15 protein-coding genes are annotated in these 15,754 nt (G+C 64.4%); 9 read left to right on the top strand and 6 right to left on the bottom strand.

Going from position 1 to position 15,754, the window contains the following annotated elements; genetic code table 11:
- The first annotated feature begins 3 nt into the window (after positions 1–3).
- Entirely contained in the window at positions 4–912 is a 909-nt protein-coding gene (locus I6F37_RS21815) for a ribokinase (protein WP_036043086.1), read from the top strand.
- 161 nt (positions 913–1,073) lie between these two features.
- Here the strand turns inward: I6F37_RS21815 and I6F37_RS21810 are convergent, their stop codons facing one another.
- A complete protein-coding gene (locus tag I6F37_RS21810; protein WP_036004678.1) occupies positions 1,074–2,291 on the bottom strand; it encodes an NAD(P)/FAD-dependent oxidoreductase in 1,218 nt (405 codons plus the stop codon).
- Between the two features lie 227 nt (positions 2,292–2,518).
- On the opposite strand from I6F37_RS21810, the gene I6F37_RS21805 reads away from it, so the two are divergent.
- Positions 2,519–3,313 carry an enoyl-CoA hydratase/isomerase family protein gene (locus I6F37_RS21805; RefSeq protein WP_225152643.1) on the top strand — a complete coding sequence of 265 codons (795 nt, stop codon included), beginning with the start codon at positions 2,519–2,521 and terminating at the stop codon, positions 3,311–3,313.
- A gap of 219 nt (positions 3,314–3,532) precedes the next feature.
- Here the strand turns inward: I6F37_RS21805 and I6F37_RS21800 are convergent, their stop codons facing one another.
- On the bottom strand, positions 3,533–5,245 hold the full coding sequence (locus tag I6F37_RS21800) for an IlvD/Edd family dehydratase (RefSeq protein WP_225139604.1): 1,713 nt from the start codon (positions 5,243–5,245) through the stop codon (positions 3,533–3,535).
- Between the two features lie 221 nt (positions 5,246–5,466).
- Here I6F37_RS21800 and I6F37_RS21795 point away from each other — a divergent pair, with 221 nt between their 5' ends.
- Positions 5,467–6,393, top strand: a complete 927-nt coding sequence (locus I6F37_RS21795; RefSeq protein ID WP_225112651.1) for a hypothetical protein — start codon at positions 5,467–5,469, stop codon at positions 6,391–6,393.
- Positions 6,394–6,843: 450 nt separating this feature from the next.
- A complete protein-coding gene (locus tag I6F37_RS21790) occupies positions 6,844–7,764 on the top strand; it encodes a transporter (RefSeq protein ID WP_368736793.1) in 921 nt (306 codons plus the stop codon).
- Between the two features lie 15 nt (positions 7,765–7,779).
- Here I6F37_RS21790 and I6F37_RS21785 read toward each other — a convergent pair whose 3' ends face one another.
- Positions 7,780–8,910: a LysR family transcriptional regulator gene (locus tag I6F37_RS21785; protein WP_368736792.1), complete on the bottom strand. Its 1,131-nt coding sequence runs from the start codon at positions 8,908–8,910 to the stop codon at positions 7,780–7,782.
- On the opposite strand from I6F37_RS21785, the gene I6F37_RS21780 reads away from it, so the two are divergent.
- The 4 genes from I6F37_RS21780 (at position 8,818) to I6F37_RS21765 (ending at position 11,265) form a co-directional block, all read left to right on the top strand.
- Complete coding sequence (locus tag I6F37_RS21780) at positions 8,818–9,630, top strand: SDR family oxidoreductase (RefSeq protein ID WP_225152640.1); 813 nt, start codon at positions 8,818–8,820, stop codon at positions 9,628–9,630. The two genes, I6F37_RS21785 and I6F37_RS21780, sit on opposite strands and share 93 nt — an antisense overlap.
- Positions 9,631–9,660: 30 nt before the next feature.
- Positions 9,661–10,194 (top strand): YkgB family protein, encoded by a 534-nt coding sequence (locus I6F37_RS21775; RefSeq protein ID WP_225152638.1) that lies wholly within the window; start codon positions 9,661–9,663, stop codon positions 10,192–10,194.
- A gap of 163 nt (positions 10,195–10,357) precedes the next feature.
- Positions 10,358–10,810 carry a carboxymuconolactone decarboxylase family protein gene (locus tag I6F37_RS21770; RefSeq protein WP_225152636.1) on the top strand — a complete coding sequence of 151 codons (453 nt, stop codon included), beginning with the start codon at positions 10,358–10,360 and terminating at the stop codon, positions 10,808–10,810.
- 44 nt (positions 10,811–10,854) lie between these two features.
- Positions 10,855–11,265, top strand: coding sequence for a cupin domain-containing protein (locus I6F37_RS21765; RefSeq protein WP_225152634.1), 411 nt, complete (start codon positions 10,855–10,857; stop codon positions 11,263–11,265).
- Between the two features lie 7 nt (positions 11,266–11,272).
- Here I6F37_RS21765 and I6F37_RS21760 read toward each other — a convergent pair whose 3' ends face one another.
- The gene (locus tag I6F37_RS21760) at positions 11,273–12,097 is read right to left on the bottom strand and encodes an NAD(P)-dependent oxidoreductase (RefSeq protein ID WP_036004617.1); all 825 of its coding nucleotides are present in this window, start codon (positions 12,095–12,097) and stop codon (positions 11,273–11,275) included.
- A gap of 90 nt (positions 12,098–12,187) precedes the next feature.
- Between I6F37_RS21760 and I6F37_RS21755 the strand changes: the two genes are divergently transcribed.
- Positions 12,188–13,165: an SMP-30/gluconolactonase/LRE family protein gene (locus I6F37_RS21755; RefSeq protein ID WP_036004614.1), complete on the top strand. Its 978-nt coding sequence runs from the start codon at positions 12,188–12,190 to the stop codon at positions 13,163–13,165.
- 35 nt (positions 13,166–13,200) lie between these two features.
- Here the strand turns inward: I6F37_RS21755 and bla are convergent, their stop codons facing one another.
- Together bla and I6F37_RS21745 are read right to left on the bottom strand one after the other, a co-directional pair.
- Positions 13,201–14,091, bottom strand: coding sequence for a subclass B3 metallo-beta-lactamase (gene bla, locus I6F37_RS21750; protein ID WP_036004611.1), 891 nt, complete (start codon positions 14,089–14,091; stop codon positions 13,201–13,203).
- 123 nt (positions 14,092–14,214) lie between these two features.
- Positions 14,215–15,645 carry an aldehyde dehydrogenase family protein gene (locus tag I6F37_RS21745; RefSeq protein WP_025034832.1) on the bottom strand — a complete coding sequence of 477 codons (1,431 nt, stop codon included), beginning with the start codon at positions 15,643–15,645 and terminating at the stop codon, positions 14,215–14,217.
- Between the last annotated feature and the right edge of the window lie 109 nt (positions 15,646–15,754).

Below are 15,754 nucleotides of genomic sequence, written 5' to 3'. Positions count from 1 at the left end.
GAGATGGGGCGGGTCTTCGTTGCCGGCAGCATCAACATGGATGTGGTGGCCACGGCCGATCGCCATCCGCGCGTCGGCGAGACCGTCGCCGGCCGCCAGGTCCTGTATTTCCCAGGCGGCAAGGGCGCGAACCAGGCGGTCGCGGCCTCGCGGTTAGGGGCGCGGACCACGCTGATCGGGCGGCTGGGCAGGGATTCGTTGGGCGCTGAGCTGAAGGCCTTTCTCGGCGACCAGGGCATCGACCTCGGCTATGTCGTGGAGACGGCCGAGGCGCACACCGGGACGGCCATCATCACGGTGGCCGAGGCCGACAACACCATCGTCGTCGTTCCCGGAGCGAACGGGCTGGTCGGCGCTGATGACGTCAAGGTCGTGCCGCTGCTGAAGGGCGACGTCGCCGTCAGCCAGTTCGAGATTCCGCTGCCGACGATCGCTGCCTTCTTCCACCGCGCCCGCGCGGCGGGGGCAGTGACCGTGCTGAACCCGGCGCCGGCGCAGAAGATGCCGGGCGAGCTGCTGGCGCTGGTCGACATCCTCGTGCTGAACGAAACCGAGCTCGGCTTCCTCGCCGGCGTTGAGCTCTCCGAGAGCGACGCGGCCGACCGCATCATCGATGTCGCGCGAAAACTTCAGGCGCGCGAGGACCAGACCATCTGCGTCACGCTCGGCAAGCGCGGCGTGCTCGCGCTCGCCGGGCACGAGGAGATCTCGGTGGCCGGCCGTGTGGTGAAGGCACTCGACACCACCGGCGCCGGCGACTGCTTCGTCGGCGCGCTCGCCGCGCAACTCGCTGATGGCGCGCCCTTGCGTGAGGCGCTGACGTTCGCCAATGCCGCCGCCTCGATCAGTGTGCAGCGCATGGGCGCCGGACCGTCGATGCCGACGGGGGCGGAAGTGGCGGCGATACTGTAGAGGCCTCTTCGCCTCTCCCCGCTTGCGGGGAGAGGTCGGAATTTGCGAGAGCAAATTCCGGGTGAGGGGGACTCTCCGCGAGTCCGACTGCCATCCTATGCGCGGAGAAAGCCCCTCACCCCAGCCCTCTCCCCGTAAGAACGGGGAGAGGGAGAAGAACTTCATGCCAGCGCGCTCTTGAGGTCGAAGCTCTCGTCCGCGGCCTGCTCCGGCGTGATGGAGCGGTCCATAGCCTGCAATCTCCGGCCGAACATGTGATCGCCGGCGCGGTTGATGGATTCGATTCCGAGCAGCTTGTCGCCGTGATAGCAGAACGCCGAGAATGCCTTCTTGGCGGGATCGCCGCGCAGCACGACGCGGTCGTAGCCGGTCGTCAGCCCCGCGATCTGGAGCTTGTCGTCGCCCTGATCGCTCCAGAACCAGGGATGGCTGTCGTACGGTTTCTTATCCCCGGTCAGCTTTGCTGCGAGGCAGCGGGCCTGATCGGTGGCGTTCTGCACCGATTCCAGCCGCAGCGATCCGCCGAAGCGCGGGCTTGCGAACAGCGCGCAATCGCCAATGGCCGAAATGTTGGGATCAGCCGTCGACAGATATTCATCGACGATGATGCCGGCGGCGACCGGCAGCCCTGCCTCGGCCGCGAGTTCGATGTTCGGCAGCACGCCGACGCCGACCACGACGAGGTCGGCCGGCAGATGCCGCCCGTCGCTCAAGGACACGCCGGTGACCTTGCCGGCCTCGGCTTCGATCGAGGTCGCCTGCACACCGAGATGGATACGGATGCCGGCCTCGCGGTGGCGCGCCTGAAAATATTCGGAGACCTCCGCCGTCACCGCCCGCGCCATCACACGCGGGGCGAGCTCGAGCACGTCGACCTCGAGGCCCTTGATGCGGGCGGTCGCGGCGAATTCGAGGCCGATGAAGCCGGCGCCGATGATCACGGCGCGCGTCTTCGACGGCATGATCGCGCGCAGCGCCTCGCTGTCATCGAGAATGCGCAGATATTTCACGTCGGGCAGATTGGCATTGGGCAAATCGAGCAGGCGATTGCGCGCGCCGGTCGCCAGCACGAGGTGCCAATAGTCCAGCGTCTCGCCGGATGCGAGATGCACCTTACGCGCGGCGCGGTCGATCGAGGCGGCGCGGCCGGCGATCAGTTCGATGCTCTGGTCCTGGTAAAACTTCTCAGGCCTGAACATCAGGCTCTCCGGGCCCGCGGAGCCCTTGATGTAGGCCTTGGACAGCGGCGGCCGCTGATAGGGCAGATGCGGCTCGTCATTGATCAGGCAGATGCGCTCGGCAAAGCCGGCCTGGCGCAGCGATGCCGCGATCTGGTAGCCGCCATGGCCGGCACCGACGATGATCACCGGGCCAGTCATCGGACAGCCCATTTCCGGAAGACACGAGCGTGACCCATGCCGCCTCCTCTCTCGCTGATTTTGCTTGCTGGCCTTGCGAGGAGCCGGCGCTCGTGTCCGTCCCTTGGCGAAAGCGGCTCCATTTGAGCCTATCGTTCCGCCCGGCGCAAGAGCGGTGGTTCGGGGATTGTCACCCCTGCCCTTCTGCGATTTAGTTCGAGCCTCGACCTCCTGCCGGAGAATTTAAGATGACCGCTCCCGTCTCAAAGCCCGACGATCCCGCCCTGCTCAAGGTCGACGGCCCGATCGCGACCATCACGCTGAACCGCCCTGCCGCGTTCAACGCAATCGACCTTGCGATTGCGCAGAAGCTCGAGCAGCTCGCGGCCTATCTCGAAGGAGCCGACGACATCCGCGTCGTGGTGCTCGAAGGCGAAGGCCGCGCGTTCTGCGCCGGCGGTGATCTGCAGACGATCGGGGCCGCCGCCGAAGCCGGCACGGTGACTTCAGTCGTCGGCGAGCTATTGAAGCACTATCACGCCTTCATCGAGATCATCAGGCGCATGCCGAAGATCTCGCTGTCGAGCGTGCACGGCTCGGCGGCCGGCGCCGGCATGGGCCTCGCTTTCGTCACCGATCTCTGCATCGCCGCTGACGATGCCAAGTTCACGCCGGCCTATGCCAAGATCGGGGTGTCGCCGGACGGCGGCTCGACGGTCGGCATCGTCGGCACGGTCGGCTCCCGCCGGGCGCTGCAGATCTTTCTCGCCGAGGATAATTTTACCGCGCAGCAGGCCTATGAATGGGGCCTGGTCGCGAAGGTCGCTCCTGCCGCCGAGCTGAAGACCGCGACGCGAAAACTTGCCGAGCGTCTCGCGCAGAACCCGCCGGCTTCAATCGCCGGCACCAAGCAGCTGGTCTATCAAGCGGCGACCACGCCGGTGAAGCAGCAGCTCGATGCCGAGGAGCACAAGATCATCATGGCAATGAACACGGAAGCGTTCCGCACCGCCGTGAAGAAGTTCACGAGCAAGAGCAAGTAGCGGCCACACGATCGGTGGCAGGGCGGCGGCCTGCGCGCACGCCTCATCCTTCGAGACGGCGCTGACGCGCCTCCTCAGGATGAGGCTAATCAGCGTCAGCGCCCGTTGAAACTGTAGCCGCGCACTCCGTCCTCATCCTGAGGAGCCCGCCTAAAGCGGGCGTCTCGAAGGATGGCCGCAGGGAAAGCTCTCAAATGCGATACCCCTGCGGTCGGTGGCTCAGCCCTTCGCGGGGCCATTCCTCTGCATGAAGTCGAAATCGCAGCCCTCGTCGGCCTGCAGGATGGTCTCGTTGAACAGCCAGGCGTAGCCGCGCCGCGCCTCTTCCGGCGCGGCCACCGGCTTCAACGCAGCGCGGCGCCGCTCCAGCTCGGCGGCGTCAACCAAGAGCTCGATGCTGCGCTTGGCCACATCGAGGCGGATCATGTCGCCGTTCTCAACCAGCGCCAGCGGCCCGCCGACGGCGGATTCCGGGGTGATGTGCAGCACGATGGTGCCGAACGCGGTGCCGCTCATGCGCGCATCCGAGATGCGCACCATGTCCTTGATGCCGCCGCGCGCGAGCTTCTTCGGGATCGGCAGATAACCGGCTTCCGGCATGCCCGGCGCGCCCTTCGGGCCGGCGTTGCGCAGCACCAGCACGTCGTCGGCGTTGACGTCGAGATCGGGATCGTCGACCCGCAAGGTCATGTCCTCGACGGATTCGAACACGACGGCGCGCCCGGTGTGCTGCAGCAGCTTCGGGCTGGCGGCGGATTGCTTGATGACCGCGCCGCGCGGGGCGAGATTGCCGTGCAGGATGGCGAGGCCGCCCTCCTTCTTGATCGGATTATCACGCGGACGAATCGCATCCTGGCCCGGCACGTCCTCCGCATTCGCCGCGATCTCCCGCAACGTCTGGCCGCTGATGGTCTTGGCATCGAGGTCGACGAGATCGCCGAGCTGCGCCAGCAGCTTCGGCACGCCACCAGCGTGGTGGAAGTGCTCCATATAATGCTCGCCGGACGGCTTGAGATCGACCAGCACCGGCACCTCGCGGCCGATCTGGTCGAACGCTGCGAGGTCGAGCCGGTGCGGCGAGCGATGCGCCATTGCGGTGAGATGGATCAGGCCGTTGGTCGAGCCGCCGATCGCCTGCAGCACGACTTGCGCGTTCCTAAACGAGGCCGGCGTCAACACTTCGCTCGGCTTCGGACCCTTGGTCTTGGCCATCTCCGCGGCAACCTTGCCGCTGGCCTCGGCGAGACGGAAGCGCTCGGCATGCGGCGCGGGAATCGTCGCGCTCATCGGCAGCGACAGGCCCATCGCCTCGATCATGCAGGCCATGGTCGAGGCCGTGCCCATCACCATGCAGGTGCCGACCGATGGCGCCAGCCGGCCGTTCACCGCCTCGATCTCGGCATCGTCCATGTCGCCGGCGCGATATTTCGCCCAGAGGCGGCGGCAATCGGTGCAGGCCCCCAGCACCTCGCCCTTGTGATGACCGACCACCATCGGCCCGACGGGGATGACCACGGTCGGCAGGTCGGCGCTGATCGCGGCCATCACCTGCGCCGGCAGCGTCTTGTCGCAGCCGCCGATCACGATCACCGCATCCATCGGCTGGGCGCGGATCATCTCCTCGGTGTCCATCGCCATCAGATTGCGCAGGTACATCGAGGTCGGATGCGCAAAGCTCTCCGCGATCGAGATGGTCGGGAACACGAAGGGCATCGCGCCCGACAGCATCACGCCGCGCTTGGCGGCTTCGATGATGTCAGGGACGTTGCCGTGGCAGGGATTGTAGTCGCTATAGGTGTTGGTGATGCCGACGATCGGGCGCTCCAGCGCGTCGTCAGAATAGCCCATGGCCTTGATGAACGCCTTGCGCAGGAACAGCGAGAAACCGGCATCGCCATAGCTCGTCAGACCCTTGCGCAAGCCACTCGTCATCAGGGCGCTCCCTTCAGCTTTTGTCGTGGTGGTACCGCCTCGCCCCGTATTGTCAACAAGGCGCGCAAATGAACCCGGCGAGGCTCATCCGTCCCCGAGGACCATCGTCTGGTAGATCCCCCTCGATCGCACAACCGATTAACGACTTATTAGAAGTCTCTAGCGCAAATGGTTCTCAAAAAAATAACAACCATGCCGGGTCCGTTGCCCGGAGAAATAGCATGAACGTACCCGGTGTCTTGATCGCAGCGGCTTTCGGCGCAGCTTTTTTTGCCGCCGAGTATGTGTGGTACTACCAGCCTGATTTCATCAACCCTGACGCCCTGATCAGCGCGCTCTCCACTGAACACATGAAAGCTCGCGCAGCCGTTCGACATGCGCTGATCGATCCAGGCACGGCCACATTCGGCGCCTTGCGTTCAGTCGAGGCCGGCGCTGCGAGGTATGTTTGCGGCGGCGTCAAGGCAAGGGACAAGTCCGGACAGTTCATCGACGCCCCCTTCGTCTACAGCGTGGCCATCGATTTTGCCCGCATCGATGACGACGGACGCATGACGCATCAGCGTTCGGGATACCGGCCCTGCCCCACTGAGGACGACAAGGTCGCGCAACGGCGGCCGGGTCTGTCGCCCGGCGCGTCGGCGGTCGTCAAGACCGTCCAGAAGATTGCTCCCGACGTGCAGACGTCGATTGCGCCGGTCCTGACAGCGCCTGCGGCCTCGGCGGGGGGATCGTCGTCCGGCGGGACAATGGAGCAGCAGATCCGCGAGCTGGCCGGCCGGACCGTTCCGCCTGATGCCGCACCTGGACAGGCAAATGCGCCCGCGAGGCGAGAGGCCGCCAAGGAAGGCGACTGGCGCGCCGATCGGCCTCCCACCGCCTGGCCCGCATTCCCGCCGGACCACGCACTGGCGAAGCCAACCCGGAAGCGAACCGCCTCGGAAGCACTGGCCCTGGCGAAACAGGTCGAGGATCGCTGGAAGCGGGCGGAATCATCGGGCGACATCTCCCTGCGTCCTTCAGCGGACGACATCGACGAGGCCTGCCGCGCGCTGCTCACGATCGATTCAAAAGACGCCCAATATCCAAACGCGTGGGCCGCCTTTGCACGATTGCAGAAAATGAGCCGGGACATCGCCAGAGGTTGATTCGACGGCTTGACCGGCCCGGCGGTCGTCCTTTTCGCAGCCTCTTGCAGCCAGCGCGGTCGACAGCTCTGGCGGGTACGTGCGGTCGCCAAGCGCGAGCACCGCTCCATCGTCAACCGCACGCGATCCCGACTGGTCTCGCATGGTCGGTGCCGCCAGCTGGTCTGGTATCAATTGGGTCCTGGCCCCCTCGAATGCCGGCCAGGCCCGCCTCCCACCCAGCAACAGCCTTGGAGCTCAGTCCAGCTGCGACATTTGAACGCAACTAAGAATGAGTCGCAAGAATTGCATCGACGGCGATTGCGTGGAATCTTTTGCGAATGACTTGCATTTGCAGGGGTCGGCGTATGTGCCCGAGACCTTCCACCAATCAGCGGGTCTCGGCTTAGAGGTGACTTGTTCGTGTCTGGAATATTGAGCTTCCCGCGCGCCCTAGCGGCGGCAACGATCGTGGCCAGTCAGCTGGCGAGCTGCGCCTTGGCCATCGCCGACGACAAGCGGGGACGCACATCTGGTACGCCTCCCGCCCCGTTCAGTCACGCCGCCTCCAAGCCCGCGCAGAACCTGTCGTCGGCTCATTCGGACATCGACACCGAGCACATCTTCGGTTTCAGCATGGGCTCCGACATCGGCAAGCCCGGCGAAATGGAGATCGAGTTCGAGAATGTCGGCGCATTCGGCAAGCGCTCCGGCACTTACGCAGCCTGGGCCAATCTCAATCAGGTCAAATACACGGTCTCGGACAACTTCCGGATCGCGCCAGGATTTGCACTGACCGGACATCACATCAATGGCGTTCCGGGACTTGCCGATCATCGCGACCTCGCTTTCGGCGGGGTGGCGCTCGAACTGCGCTACAAGCTGCTCGATCGTGCCGTCGCGCCCTTTGGGCTGACTCTCCATGCGCAGCCCGGCTGGAGCCGGATCGACGACGGCAGCGGCATGCACATCGCGCAATATGGCGCAGAATTTGCCGCCCTGTTCGATCGCGAGCTGGTCAAGGACAGGCTGTTCGCCGCCTTCAACGTCTGGTACGGGACCGGCGGAACCCGCGAGACCCTAACCAATCTTTGGCGACACGATTCCGAGATGCAGCTCCAGGCCGCGATCTCGTACGCAGTGCATCCCGACCTCGTGCTCGGCCTCGGCGTACGCTACGCGCGGGCCTATGACGGCGGCGGCCTCGACCGCTTTTTGGGAGACGCAGTCTTTGCTGGCCCAACCTTCTCCTACAACATCTCGAAGCAGGTCGGCATCTCCGGCACCTGGCAGATGCAGGTTGCCGGCCAGGCGATCGGCGACGTTCGCAGCCTCAACCTCGATCAGTTCGAGCGGCACCAAGCGCTGTTGCGGCTCAACCTGCATTTCTGATGTGCGGGCCCGCAGTTACGCCCGCGGCCTCCGCGGCGCAACCTTTCCGGGACTGTCGGCCAAGCGCGCCCTCAGGCGCGGCCCTGCGAAGTCGAGAAACGCTCGCAGCTTCGCCGGCATGAAGCGGTTGGGCGAGTAGACGAAGCTGACCGGCTGCGGCGGCGGTTGAAAGTCCTGCAGGACCGCAACGAGCTCTCCAGACCTCAGCCCATCCGACGCCAGATAGGAGAACACGACGGTGATCCCGATGCCTGCGCGCGCGGCATCGATGGCCGATTCCAGATTGCTTGCAATGAAGCGCGACCGCACCGGCACTGCATACTCGGTCTGCCCTCGTTTGAATCTCCACGTGCCCGGCGATTGAAGCGGAGGATAGCTGATGCAGTCGTGGGCGGAGACATCATCGGGAGCCTTCGGCGTTCCCCGCAGCTTCAGATAGGACGGGCTGGCGCAGGCGACGCGGTGAATTTCCCCCACGCGCACGGCGATCAGGCCGCTGTCGGCGAGATCGCCGACACGAAGCGCGACGTCAATGTTCTCGTCCAGAAGGTTAAGCGTCCGGTCCTGCAAGATGAGCTGAACATCCACCTCCGGAAATGCCGCAAGAAACTCGGCAAGGATCGGCTGCAAGCATAGCCGACCGAGCGCGACCAGCGTCGTGATGCTGAGATCGCCACGCGGCGTGGTGTATTCGCCGGAGGCAACGCGCTCGGCTTCGGTGAGATCGGCGAGAATTCGCTTGGCCGCGGCGATGTAGGAGCGACCGGCGTCCGTTGGGACGAGCGCGCGGCTCGAGCGATGAAACAGCTTGGTCTGGAGGTGCTCCTCGAGCTCCGAAACCTTCCGGCTCACCGTTGCCAACGGCATTTTTTGACGGCGCGCGGCGGCAGACAGGCTGCCCGCCTCCGCCACCGCCAGGACCACCGACATGCTTTCGAGACGATCCATGGGACACTTCCATATTCTGGAAGGAAAGATCCCGATTTTGCCAGATACCCACCATTTCCGGAAGTGCCTATTCCTCTCCGCACCCAATCCGAAGGAGAGACGAAAATGACCCAGACCAGAACAGGCACTGCCCTCATCACCGGAGCTTCGACCGGAATCGGCGCGATCTACGCCGATCGCGTGGCGAAGCGCGGCCACGACCTCATCCTCGTTGCGCGCAACAGGCAGCGGCTCGCATCGCTCGCGCGCAGGCTCGGCAACGAAACTGGCCGCAAGGTGGAAACGGTGGAAGCCGATCTCACATCCCCTGCCGACCTCCGCCGCGTCGAGCAACTCATCAGAACCAACGGCGACATTTCGGTGCTGGTCAACAACGCCGGCGTCGGCGCCTCGGCCCCGCTGATCGATTCCGACATCGACAAGATGGAAGACATGATCCGTCTCAACGTCGGTGCACTGACGCGCCTGACCTACGCAGCGGTGCCCGGATTCATCGCCCGCGGCCACGGCACGATCATCAACATCGCTTCCATCGTCGCGATCGCGCCGGAGCTGCTCAACGGCGTCTACGGCGGCTCGAAAGCTTTCGTGCTCGCATTCACCCAGTCACTCGTTCACGAGCTCGCCGGGAAGGGCATCCGCATTCAGGCCGTGCTGCCGGGCGCCACTGCGACGGAGTTTTGGGACATCGCGGGCACGCCGGTTCACCAGCTTCCGGCAGAGATCGTCATGTCGGCCGACGACCTGGTCGACGCCGCTCTCGCCGGTCTCGATCTCGGCGAAATCGTGACGATCCCGGCGCTGGCCGACAAGTCGGAGTGGGATCGCCACGAGAGCGCGCGGCTTGCCATGACGAACAAGCTCTCGAGCACCATTCCCGCCCCCCGCTACAACCTGCACACGCACGTGAATGCGTGAGCGAACAACCGGCATCAAACGGAGATCACCATGTCACGCATCATCAGCCAATCGTCCACCTTATCCATCGCCCTGCGCCGCACGATCAGTTGGCGCGAACAGTCTGAACGCCTGCTCGCTTACGCCGAACCGATCAGCCGGATCGGTCTCTACGCCTCGCTCGCAATCATTTACGCCTGGTTCGGCGGGATGAAATTCACCGACTACGAAGCACAGGGACTGGTGCCCCTGGTCGAGAACAGCCCGCTGCTGCGGTGGTTCTACACGCTGTTCTCGGTGCGCGGCTTCTCGAACTTTCTCGGCTTCGTCGAACTCAGCATCGGGGTTCTGATCGCGCTCCGCCTGTCCAGTCCGATCTACTCCGCGGCCGGCGGCCTGTTGTCGGCCGGGCTGTTCGTCACCACGCTGAGCTTCATGATCTCGACGCCCGGCGTCGTCGTGCCGGAGCTCGGGGCCCCCGCGATCACGGTCGCTCCGGGACAGTTCCTGCTGAAGGACGTCGGCCTGCTCGCCACTTCCTTCTGGGTGTTCACGGACTCGCTGAAGGCCGTCATCCGCAGGTGAGAGCTCACACCACAGCGCAATAGCCGAACTCGAACAGGAGCCCCGCCATGAAAATACGATTCAACCTCGGCGGGGCTCACGCTGCTCGCGGTGTTCGCCATCGATAGCAGCGAGAAGGATCCGACCACCGCCGTCCAGCAGAATCATCGTCAAGGAGAGAAACATGAGTAAGCGTCTCGACTATAACCAGATCGCCCCGGCAGGGATCAAGGCGCTCGGCGGCGTCTACGGCTACGTCCTGCAGAGCCGGCTTTCCGCCACGCTGATCGAGCTGGTTTATCTGCGGATCTCTCAGATCAACAATTGCGCCTACTGCCTGGACATGCACACCCGCGACCTGCTCAAGAAGGGAGAAAAGGTCGAGAAGATTGCGCTGCTGCAGGCATGGCGCGAGGCCGGAAATCTCTTTGACGAACGCGAACAGGCTGCCCTGGCCTGGGCGGAGACGGTGACGCGGGTTGCCGAGACCGGCGTGCCCGACGAGGCATACCAGGCCGCACGCGCTGTGTTCGAAGAACGTGAGCTCGTGGACCTCACGATCGCGATCAGCCTGATGAACGCCTACAACCGCATGGCCATCAGCTTTCGCGCAACGCCGGCGGCTGCCGCCGGTTGATGCGCTCACCGACAACATCCTGCACAATCCGAAAGGACATTCACATGACGAAACGTGGAATCGTGGTTGCGGCGGCGCTGATCGCCGCAATCAGCCTGGCTTCACTCTCGGCACGATCCGAAGAGCCACGACTGGGCGACATCAAGCGCACACATCTCATGAAGGAAGCGCTGAGTGCGCCCGGGCGCGAGGTCATCCAGGTTCGCGTCGACTTTCCTCCGGGCGTCGTTGCCGTCAGGCACGGCCACCCGGGCGAAGAGCTCGTCTATCTGATCGAAGGCGAGCTGGAATATCGGCTCGACGGCAGGCCGCCCGTCATCCTGAAAGCCGGCGACGTGCTGCTCATTCCTCACGGAGTGCATCACGCCGTGAAGAATGTCGGCAGCGGCAACGCCGCGGAGCTTGCGACCTACATTGTCGAGACCGGCAAGCCGCTGTTGACGCTCGGCCGGTGAACGATCTCTACCGCTTATTCCAGTCGATCACACGACCCGGATCGGCGTCGAACTCCATGCTGCAGAACGTGCCGCCCTGGAAATAATCGCCGACCGGATCCGGCTTCAGCTTGGCCTGCTCGGCCATGGCGTGCTCGCGGAAATCTTCGGCGCGGCCGGTGGGGCGATAGCCGAATTCGTAGGCGCGATGGTTGTCCCACCAGGCGCGTTCGTTGAAGGAGGCGCCGTAGAATATCTCGAAATGGATGTCGGGATGCTCGAGCCCGATGCGGCAGAGCTGCACGAGATCGTCCGGCTTGAGCCAGATCGAGAGCCGGCGCTTGTCCAGCGGCATGTCGCCGAAATTGCCGATGCGAAGGCACGTCACCTTCATCCCATGCTTGTCGGCGTAGAGCGCGCCGACGGCCTCGCCGAACACCTTGCTGACGCCATAGCGACTGTCGGGCCGCGCAGTGACGTCGGTGCCGATCTTGTGATGGCGCGGATAGAAGCCGACGGCGTGGTTCGACGAGGCGAACACCACGCGCTTGACGCCTTTGCGGTACGCCGCCTCGAACAGATTGTAGCCGCCGATGATGTTGGCCTGGAGGATCTGATCCCAGGTGCCTTCGACCGAATAACCGCCGAAATGGAGAATGCCGTCGACGCCCTCGCAGATCGCCTCGCATTGCGCGAGATCGGCAAGGTCCGCGGCCTTGAATTTTTCATCGGGGCCGAGATCGGCCGGCGGCTTGATATCGGACAGAAGGAGATCCGGGTAGATCGGCGGCAACAGCTTCCGCAGGCTGGTGCCGATTCCGCCCGAAGCTCCCGTCATCAAAATACGCGCCATGTCGTCCCTCGCCGTTGGTGATCGAATTTGCGGTCACGTGTCTCTAATGATAGCAGGATTGTCCAGAGGGAACGAAACGAGAGAACCGGCATGAATGAGGCATCGTCCCACACCGAGGAACGGCCAGGCTGGCGGCCGGCGACCTATTACCCCGATCCCGCGATCAAAGCGCTCGATCCCCGCTTCGAAAAATACTGGCTGAAACTGTCGGCGGTGGAGCGGCTGGCGACCGGCCTGCGCTGGGCCGAGGGGCCGGTGTGGTTCGGCGATGGGCGTTATCTGCTGTGCAGCGACATCCCCAACCAGCGCATCCTCAAATGGGAGGAAGAGACCGGTGCGGTCAGCGTGTTCCGCAAACCCTCGAATTTTGCCAACGGCAACACGCGAGACCGGCAGGGCCGGCTGATCACCTGCGAGCACGGCGGCCGGCGCGTGGTGCGCACCGAGTATGACGGCAGCATCACCGTGCTGATGGATCAATTCAACGGCAAGCGGTTGAACTCGCCGAACGATGTCGTTGTCAAATCGGACGGCTCGATCTGGTTCACCGACCCGACCTTCGGCCTGCTCGGCAATTACGAGGGCTACAAGGCCGAGCCCGAGATCGAGCCCAACGTCTATCGGCTCGATCCATCGACCGGCAAGGCGACGATCGTTGCCGAGGGTGTGCTCGGACCGAACGGGCTGTGCTTCTCTCCGGACGAGAAGATCCTCTATGTCGTGGAATCGCGGGGCGTTCCGAACCGAAAGATCCTCGCCTATGACGTCTCGCCCGAGGGCACCACGATCTCGAACAAGCGTATCCATATCGATGCCGGGCCGGGCACGCCCGACGGCATGCGCTGCGACATCGACGGCAATCTCTGGTGCGGCTGGGGCATGGGCGATCCCGAGCTCGATGGCGTCGTGGTGTTCGCGCCCGACGGCGTCATGATCGGCCGCATCGCCCTGCCCGAGCGCTGCGCCAACGTCTGCTTCGGCGGCGTCAAGCGCAACCGCCTGTTCATGGCCGCGAGCCAGTCGATCTACGCGCTGTATGTGAACACGCAAGGTGCTGTGGGGGGATAGGTTTTACATACAGCGCGCCCAACCACCGACCGCCTCTACCCCTTCTTCTCCTGTACCGCCGCGGTCTGCTTGACGAGCGCCTCTTCGAACGCCTTTTCCAGCGATGCCGCATAGACCTTGAACTCGCCCGGGTCGACGAACGGATTGGGTCCGCCGCCGGCGAGCTTGGCGCGCTTCTCGGCCATCTTGTACATCTCGGGATGAGGAGCCAGCAGGATGTCGACCTTCATGTCCTTGGCACGCGCAAAGGTCTTGCGATAGTCGTCAACGATGCCGGCATAGGTCGGCCTGCCGACAAGCCGGTTCAGCGCGACGGTGCCGCTGCAGAAGATCAACACCGAGCGTGTTGCATCGCCATCCTTCACCGAGAATGCCCAGCTGGTGCAGCCCGGCGAATGGCCGGGCGTCTCGCGCGCCGTTAGCGTGACGCTGCCGACCGCGACGGTCTCGCCCTCACGCACCGTGCGGTCGACTTTCACCGGCGGAAAGTCGAGCGCCTTCTCCTCCTGCGCACCCGGATAATAGCCGCCTTCGAGCAACGGCTTGTCGGCCTCGCCCGCGACCATCTGCGCGCCGCTCGCCCGCTTCAACTCGGCGAAGCCGCCGGTGTGGTCGATATGGGCGTGGGTGTTGATGAGATACTTGATGTCGCTGATCTTGAAGCCGAGCTTCTCGATGCTCGTCCTGATCTGCGACGTCGATTCCGGCATCACGGTATCGACCAGAATATGTCCCTGTGGCGATGTGATCAGGTAGGACGCGAGGCCGTTGGTGCCGACATAGTAGACGTTGTCGATGATCTTGAACGGCTCGGTCGGTTCGTTCCATTTCGCCCTGAGCGTGTTGAGCAGATCCTTCACCGTCTGGGCCTGCGCAGCGCCTGACAGCGCCAGCAGCGCAACGAATGCGATGATCAGTTTTCTCACGTTCCGTCCCTTTGCTTTTCTTGATTTGACGGGCTGTTGTCGCCGTAAAGCGGCTGGTCTCACAGCAAAGATGCCGGCTTCCCTGGAAGCCGGCATCCCCTCGCGGCGCAAGCGCCGTATCAACTACGCCGCATTGAAGCCCGCGACCGCCTTCACTTCGAGGAAGTCCTCGAGGCCGAACTTGCCCCATTCGCGGCCGTTACCGGACTGCTTGTAGCCGCCGAACGGCGCGGTGCGGTCGTTGGGTACGCCCTGCAGGTTGACGTTGCCGGCGCGGATCTGGCGGCCGACGCGCTTGGCGTCCTCGACCGTCGGGCCGGTGACGTAACCGGCGAGGCCATAGGGCGTATCATTGGCGATCTTGACCGCGTCGGCCTCGTCCTTGGCGCCGATGATGGTCAGCACCGGCCCGAATATCTCTTCGCGCGCGATCGTCATGTCAGGCGTGACGTCGGCGAAGATGGTCGGGCGGACATAGAAGCCCTTGTTGACGCCTTCGGGCAGGCCAGGACCGCCGGCAACGAGCGTTGCGCCCTCGTCGATGCCCTTCTTGATCAGGCCCTGGATCTTGTCCCACTGGCCGCGATTGACGACCGGGCCGATGGTGGTGCCTTCGGCGCGGGGATCACCGGCCTTGGTCTTGTCGGCGACGGCCTTGGCGATCGCGGCGACTTCCTTCATCTTCGACAGCGGCACGATCATGCGCGATGGCGCGTTGCAGGACTGGCCGGAATTGTTGAACATGTGCATCACGCCGCCGGTCACCGCCTTCGTGAGGTCGGCGCCTTCGAGGATGACGTTCGGCGACTTGCCGCCGAGCTCCTGGCTGACGCGCTTCACGGTGGGCGCTGCGCGCTTCGCAACGTCGATGCCGGCGCGGGTCGAGCCGGTGAAGGAGATCATGTCGATGTCGGGGTGCTCGCTCATGGCGGCGCCGACCTCGGGGCCGAGGCCGTTGACGAGGTTGAACACGCCCTTGGGCACGCCGGCTTCATGGAGGATCTCCGCGAAGATCAGCGCCGAGGTCGGCGTGAACTCGCTGGGCTTTAGGATCATGGTGCAGCCGGCGGCGAGCGCGGGCGCGACCTTGCAGGCGATCTGGTTCAGCGGCCAGTTCCAGGGCGTGATCATGCCGACCACGCCGATCGGCTCGCGCAGCACCATGGCGGTGCCGACCGGCTCCTCGAAATGATAGTTCTTGAGCACGTCGAGCGTGGTCATGAGATGGCCGAGGCCGGCGCCGGCCTGCAGCTTCTCCGCCATCGGCAGCGGTGCGCCCATCTCGTCGGAGACGGCGGCGCCGATCTCCTTGAGGCGGCCCTTGTAGACCTCGATGACCTTGCTGAGCAGCGCGACGCGCTCCTCGCGGCTGGTCTGGGAGAAGGTCGCGAAGGCGCGCTTGGCGGCGGCGACCGCCTTGTCGACATCGGCCTTGGAGCCGAGCGCAACCTCGTACATCGCCTCTTCCGTCGCCGGATTGATCACGGCGGTGGACTTCTTGACGGCGGGGTCGACCCAGGCGCCGTCGATGTAGAATTGCATGCGATTGACCATCGTTAACCTCTTCTTTGGGGGCTTGGAGGGGGCGTTTCGGCAAGCATCCTTGCACGAAAGCGCCGGCAATTGAACCCGCCATATGCGGGGCCAGCGTTGCGGCGAGCGG

The sequence above is a fragment of the Bradyrhizobium sp. NBAIM08 genome (assembly GCF_020193935.1).
In the GTDB taxonomy this organism is placed as follows: Bacteria; Pseudomonadota; Alphaproteobacteria; order Rhizobiales; family Xanthobacteraceae; genus Bradyrhizobium; species Bradyrhizobium yuanmingense.
This window is presented reverse-complemented; position numbering and strand designations above follow the sequence as displayed.

Coding starts and splice junctions, on each gene's coding strand:
- I6F37_RS21815 (WP_036043086.1), top strand. CDS start 4: ATGGGGCGGGTCTTCGTTGCCGGCAGCATCAACATGGATGTGGTGGCC.
- I6F37_RS21810 (WP_036004678.1), bottom strand. CDS start 2,291: ATGACTGGCCCGGTGATCATCGTCGGTGCCGGCCATGGCGGCTACCAG.
- I6F37_RS21805 (WP_225152643.1), top strand. CDS start 2,519: ATGACCGCTCCCGTCTCAAAGCCCGACGATCCCGCCCTGCTCAAGGTC.
- I6F37_RS21800 (WP_225139604.1), bottom strand. CDS start 5,245: ATGACGAGTGGCTTGCGCAAGGGTCTGACGAGCTATGGCGATGCCGGT.
- I6F37_RS21795 (WP_225112651.1), top strand. CDS start 5,467: ATGAACGTACCCGGTGTCTTGATCGCAGCGGCTTTCGGCGCAGCTTTT.
- I6F37_RS21780 (WP_225152640.1), top strand. CDS start 8,818: ATGACCCAGACCAGAACAGGCACTGCCCTCATCACCGGAGCTTCGACC.
- I6F37_RS21775 (WP_225152638.1), top strand. CDS start 9,661: ATGTCACGCATCATCAGCCAATCGTCCACCTTATCCATCGCCCTGCGC.
- I6F37_RS21770 (WP_225152636.1), top strand. CDS start 10,358: ATGAGTAAGCGTCTCGACTATAACCAGATCGCCCCGGCAGGGATCAAG.
- I6F37_RS21765 (WP_225152634.1), top strand. CDS start 10,855: ATGACGAAACGTGGAATCGTGGTTGCGGCGGCGCTGATCGCCGCAATC.
- I6F37_RS21760 (WP_036004617.1), bottom strand. CDS start 12,097: ATGGCGCGTATTTTGATGACGGGAGCTTCGGGCGGAATCGGCACCAGC.
- I6F37_RS21755 (WP_036004614.1), top strand. CDS start 12,188: ATGAATGAGGCATCGTCCCACACCGAGGAACGGCCAGGCTGGCGGCCG.
- I6F37_RS21745 (WP_025034832.1), bottom strand. CDS start 15,645: ATGGTCAATCGCATGCAATTCTACATCGACGGCGCCTGGGTCGACCCC.